Below are 5,544 nucleotides of genomic sequence, written 5' to 3'. Positions count from 1 at the left end.
CCGGCTCCGTCTGATTTTTGGGCAGGATGCCCAATAAATCAGCATCTCCTTAGTGGACCCCGGCGCCGACGAGACAGTCCTTAACGCATCCGTCATTTGTGTCGCCCCACATGGGGTTAGCATAGCCGCCCGCAGGCGCAATGACGGGCGTCGCCCGTCGGTGACTGAACCGGAGGTTGCAGCGATGCCGAAGACCGACAAGTCGTCCCAAGCGCAACAGGCTGCGGCGCCGACGGCGCCGCTGGTGTGGCGCTCCGTGGGCGAGGCCGGCATCAGTGATGACCTCGACGAGCACAACGCGGCCGTGGTAGACGCCTTTGCGCGGCTGATCAAAGCCGGCGACAAGGACACCGTCAAGCGCGCCATCAAGCGCTGGCCCCCGCAGCACCTGCTGGCGCTCATTGTACATTTGCCCCTGAAGCGGGCGCGCAAGCTGATTGGCTGGCTCGACAAGCTCCAGACGCGGGTGGTGGCGGAGCTGAACCCCGCATTCCGCTCCGCGCTGTTGGAGGATTGCACCGTGCAGCGCCTGGTGGACGTGCTGGACGGCATGGAGCCGGAGGAGGCCGCCGACCAGCTGGATGACCTGCCGGAGGACGCGCAGGCGCAGGTGCTGCCGAGGCTCAGGGACCGCGCCACAATCGACACCCTGCGCGGTTACGGCGAAGACTCCGCCGGCAGCATCATGAGCCGCAAGTTCGTGGCCGTGCCGCCGGACTGGACCGTGGGCCAGGTGACGCACGAGATCCGTGCCAACGCCCAGGCGATCGAAAAGCTCTATGCCGTGAACGTCGTCGACGGCGACCAGCGGCCCGTGGGCTATCTGCGTCTGCGCGACCTCCTGCTCTCGCCCAAGGACGCACTGGTCTACAACGTCATGAACACGGACTTCATCGCCGTCGGGCCGGACACCGACCAAGAGGAGGTCGCCAAGATCGCTGATCGCTACGAGCTCTCCGTGGTGCCGGTGGTGGACGCCGACGGCCGGCTCATCGGCCGTATCACGCCCAAGCAGCTGCGCCGGGTGCTGCGGGAAGAGGCCGAGGAAGATCGCAACCTCATGGCCGGGCTGCCGGCCGATACGCGCCCGGACGAGTCCATCGCCCGCATCGTGCGTGGGCGCATCCCCTGGCTGCTCATCGGGCTCGCCGGTGCGAGCCTGTCGGCAACGGTGGTGGGCGCCTTTGAAGACCAGCTGGCCCGAGCCGCGATCCTCGCGAGCTTCATCCCCATCGTCATGTCGATGGCCGGCAACGCCGGCATCCAGGCCAGCACCGTCGCCGTGCAGGGGCTCTCCACCGGTACGGTCAAGTTCGGTGATCTCGGCTGGCGGTTGGTCAAAGAGCTGCTGGCGGCTCTGGCCAACGGCGCCATCGCCGCCTTGGTGCTGTTGGCATTGGTGATCGGCGTCGCGCAGGTGACAGCGTTCGACGCGCCCCTGGTGCTCGCCGCGAGTGCGGGCCTGTCGCTGCTCACGGTCGTGGTGGTGGCGGTGACCGTTGGGGCCACCATTCCCATCCTGCTGGACAAGCTCGGCATCGACCCCGCTATGGCCACCGGCGTCTTCATCACGACCGGCAACGACATCCTGTCGGTGATGATTTTCTTCCTGATGATGTCGCTCTTCTACCTGCCCCTCCTACCCTAGCGACAAATCACGGGGACGGTATACTGAATTCCCTGGAGCGGCGATGCTGCCGCATGCTAGCCTTGCAGAATACTCACAGCCCCTTCGCCCGCCGTGCCCGACCCCGAGCTGCTGAACCAACTCCTGCGCCTGCTGGCCTCGCTCACCGAAGAGTCCGAGGGCTACCTGGAGCGGGAGGATGACTCCCAGCTCTGGTACAACCGCGGGTATGCCAACGGCATGGCGGCCGCGCTCACGGCCCTCGGCCATGGCGACGCCGTCACCCGTACCATCGAGCCAGACCCCTATGATCAGGCCCGCGACCAGCAGCACCTGCCCTGGGGCAAGGCCTATGAGCACGGTCGGGACATGGGGGAGCGGGAGACCTACGAGGTGTTCTGACGCGTCCTCCGCCCTCAGCCCTCGCGTCATGGGTTGGCGGCTTCTGAGGTGATGGGACCCGCTTGCAAGACGCCCCCAGCTGAACCGCCGCGCCGAGAACAGACACCCATGCCCAAGCTCGTCTCCTTTAACATCAACGGTATCCGCAGCCGTCCGCATCAGCTGGAGGCCATCAAGGCCAAGCATGATCCGGACGTCATCGGCATCCAGGAGTCCAAGGTGGCGGATGATGCCTTTCCGCTGGAGATGATCCAGGGGCTGGGCTATGAGCCCCATTATCACGGCCAGAAGGGGCACTACGGCGTCGCGCTGCTGAGCAAGGCGGCGCCTCTGGATATCTGCAAGGGGTTTCCCAACGACGGCGAGGACGCCCAGCGCCGCGCCATTACGGGCAAGTTCACCCTGGCGGACGGCGAGACGGTCACCGTCATCAACGGCTACTTCCCGCAAGGCGAGAGCCGCGACCACCCTATCAAGTTTCCAGGCAAGGAAAAGTTCTACACCGACTTGGGCACGTATCTGCGCGAGCGTTACCGCCCGGAGGAGCCACTCATCGTCATGGGTGACATGAACGTGGCGCCGCTCGACGCCGACATCGGCATCGGCGAGGACAACGCCAAGCGCTGGCTGCGCACCGGCAAGTGCAGCTTCCTGCCGGAGGAGCGGGACTGGCTCCAGTCCATCATGGACTGGGGGCTCATCGACGCCTACCGCGTCGTCCATCCGGCTGTCACCGACCGCTTCAGCTGGTTCGACTACCGCTCCCGGGGCTTCGAGCGCGAGCCCAAGCGGGGGCTCCGCATCGACCTGATCCTGATCACCGAGCCCCTGCGCGCACGTCTGCGGGACGCGGGCATCGACTACGACATCCGCGGCCTCGCGAAGCCCTCCGACCACTGCCCGGTGTGGATCGAGCTGGCCTGAGACGGCGCGCTCACGGAACGCTGCGAAAGCGCGACACAGCAAGGAGAGAGCTCGCGCAGAGACGCAGAGGCGCAAAGCCCAGAAAAGAGAACGGGCCGGTTGAATGACTATGAGGCCGAGTCCGGTTCCGGCCCTGTGCCTTTGCCTAAATTCAGTATAACGTCCCCAGATCGTATAACGTCCCCGTATCTTGTCGAGGTCAAATGGGGGGCTGATGGGGATGGCTTAGGTCCCGCAGAAGGTCTGGTGCACTACCTCGTGCTCTTGCGGCGGCTGGCGGTATTCGGCTTGCTCCGGGTGATCGTCATAGGGGCGGGAGACGACCGCGAGCAGGCGCTCCAGCGGGGCCAGGTCGCCGCGCTCGGTGGCGGCGTCGATAACTTCCTGCACACGGTGGTTGCGGGGGATGTAGGCGGGGCTCAGGGCGCGCATGCGGGCCTGGCGCTCAGCATCGGGCTCGCGCTGCCGGGTCAGGCGCTCGCGCCATTGCGCGGCCCAGGTGTCGAAGGCGGCGGGGTCCGTGAAGCCGGCGCGCACGGGCTCCAGGGTGGCCGGATCATCCGGGCGCGCGTCGGCGAGCAGCCGGAAGGTGTTGGTGAAGTCGGCGCGATGCTGGGCCATGCGCCCGAGCAGATCCGTCACCAGCTCGTCGTCGGCGCCGGTGTCCGTGCCGTCATCCATGACGCCGATCTTCGCGCGCAGGCCGCCGTAGTAGGCGGGCTCGAACGCCTTGCCGTACGCGTCCAGGGCGGATCTGGCCTGGGTCTTGGCGGCCTCCATGTCTTCCTCGGTGTCGGCGGCAAGCAGGGGCAGCAGGCAGTTGGCGAGCTGGGTGAGGTTCCACAGCCCAATGCTCGGCTGCTGGCCGTAGGCATAGCGGCCAAAGCGGTCGATGGAGCTGTAGACCTGGTTGGGGTCGTATTCGTCCATGAAGGCGCAGGGGCCGTAGTCGATGGTCTCGCCGGAGAGCGCCATGTTGTCGGTATTCATAACGCCGTGGATGAAGCCCACCAGCAGCCAGCGGGCGATGAGCTCCCCTTGGCGGGCGGCGATGGCGGCGAGCAGGTCGGCATAGGGCGCGTCGCTCTCGGCCAGCTCCGGGTAGTGGCGCTGGATCAGATAATCCGCGAGGGTGCGCACGGCGTCGGTGTTGCCGCGGCGGGCGAAGTACTCGAATGTGCCGACCCGGATGTGACTGGCGGCGACGCGGGTGAGGATGGCGCCGGGCTCCGGGCGCTCGCGGAACACGGGCTCGCCGGTGGCTACCATGCCCAGCGCGCGCGTGGTGGGGATGCCGAGCCCGTGCATAGCCTCGCCCAGGATGTACTCCCGCAGCACGGGGCCCAGCACGGCGCGGCCGTCGCCTGAGCGCGAAAAGGGCGTGCGCCCGGCGCCCTTCAGCTGCACGTCCCGGCGGCGACCCTGGCGATCGACGACCTCGCCGAGCAGGATGGCGCGCCCGTCCCCCAGGCTCGGCACGAAGTTGCCGAACTGGTGTCCGGCATACGCCATGGCGATGGGCTTCGCGGTCTCCGGCAGGCGGTTACCGGCGAGCATCGCGACACCGTCGCTGCTCGCGAGCCAGTCCGCGTCCAGCCCCAGCTCGTCGATCAGCGCGTGGTTCAAGCGCAGCAGGTAAGGCTCGGGCACCGGCGTCGGCGGGATCTCCGCGTAGAAGTGCCCAGGCAGCTCGGCGTAGCTGTGCTCGAAGGGTGGCAATGGTGCAGCGGCAGAGGCGGTGGGGGTCATGCGAAGTCCTGCGGGTCTTTCGGCCGAAATTTCCGAGACAAATACTCAGGCTTTCCCGACAAGGTGCGGACACCTAAGCGACGGCGCAATGCCGGTGGTGGTGCCCGCCGTTGGCCGTAGCCCTCTGCTTATCTGGGCTGGGAGGATGCGCAAAGCGCCGGCGTGCGCATCATCCTCTACTCATCCGCCGCCGGGTCGGCCACGCACCCAGCGCAGGTCTAGGCACTCCCCAATCGCCGCACACAGGGCCTCCTGCTCCACGGGCTTGAGCACAAAGGCGTCGAAGCCGAGCTCCGCGACATCCGACGGCTCCGGCAGTGGGGAGGCGGACGCAGCGATGACCGGCAGCCCCGGCTGCTTGATGCCTTCGCGTAACTGGCAACTGGCCGCATAGCCGCAGACCTCCGGCATGCGCAGGTCGACGATCACCAGGTCCGGCGGCTCGCGGCGGGCGCTGGCCAGTGCCGCGTCGGCCTTGCCCGCCGCTTTGGCCTCGACACCCAGATGGCCGAGGAGACCGGCCATCCCCCGCCGATTCCCATGGCTGTCATCGACGATCAGGATCCGCCGCCGCGGGCCCTCGTAGCCAACGATGGGGGCTTGCTGCGCGTCGTTGCCGACCTCCGCGGGTGCCCCTGCGACCAGCCCCACGGGCAGTCGGAGACGGAAGCAGCTGCCTTGCCCGGGTGTGCTGTCTAGGCTCAGCTCTCCGCCCAGCACGCTCGCGAGCTCTCGGCAAATGGCGAGTCCGAGGCCACTGCCCGCCTGGGTGTGATGGAATTGCTCGAAGGGCGCGAATAGGCGCTCGCGATCGGCCTCCGCGATGCCGCAGCCGGTGTCCG

5 protein-coding genes are annotated in these 5,544 nt (G+C 67.4%); 3 read left to right on the top strand and 2 right to left on the bottom strand.

Annotated elements, in window-relative coordinates:
• The first annotated feature begins 184 nt into the window (after positions 1-184).
• The 3 genes from mgtE to xthA all read left to right on the top strand — a co-directional run bounded on the left by mgtE (position 185) and on the right by xthA (position 2,953).
• Entirely contained in the window at positions 185-1,648 is a 1,464-nt protein-coding gene (gene mgtE / locus I6U14_RS04965) for a magnesium transporter (protein WP_296897373.1), read from the top strand.
• A 93-nt stretch (positions 1,649-1,741) separates the two neighbouring features.
• Positions 1,742-2,029 (top strand): hypothetical protein, encoded by a 288-nt coding sequence (locus I6U14_RS04960; RefSeq protein ID WP_296897372.1) that lies wholly within the window; start codon positions 1,742-1,744, stop codon positions 2,027-2,029.
• 108 nt (positions 2,030-2,137) lie between these two features.
• Entirely contained in the window at positions 2,138-2,953 is an 816-nt protein-coding gene (xthA, locus tag I6U14_RS04955; RefSeq protein WP_296897371.1) for an exodeoxyribonuclease III, read from the top strand.
• A gap of 225 nt (positions 2,954-3,178) precedes the next feature.
• Here xthA and I6U14_RS04950 read toward each other — a convergent pair whose 3' ends face one another.
• A complete protein-coding gene (locus I6U14_RS04950) occupies positions 3,179-4,702 on the bottom strand; it encodes a YdiU family protein (RefSeq protein WP_296897370.1) in 1,524 nt (507 codons plus the stop codon).
• Positions 4,703-4,882: 180 nt separating this feature from the next.
• Positions 4,883-5,544: response regulator (locus tag I6U14_RS04945; protein ID WP_296897369.1), on the bottom strand; the 662-nt coding region annotated here is incomplete at its 5' end.

This window comes from Thiohalocapsa sp. (genome assembly GCF_019695415.1).
Taxonomy (GTDB): Bacteria; Pseudomonadota; Gammaproteobacteria; order Chromatiales; family Chromatiaceae; genus Thiohalocapsa.
This window is presented reverse-complemented; position numbering and strand designations above follow the sequence as displayed.

Coding starts and splice junctions, on each gene's coding strand:
- xthA (WP_296897371.1), top strand. CDS start 2,138: ATGCCCAAGCTCGTCTCCTTTAACATCAACGGTATCCGCAGCCGTCCG.
- I6U14_RS04950 (WP_296897370.1), bottom strand. CDS start 4,702: ATGACCCCCACCGCCTCTGCCGCTGCACCATTGCCACCCTTCGAGCAC.
- mgtE (WP_296897373.1), top strand. CDS start 185: ATGCCGAAGACCGACAAGTCGTCCCAAGCGCAACAGGCTGCGGCGCCG.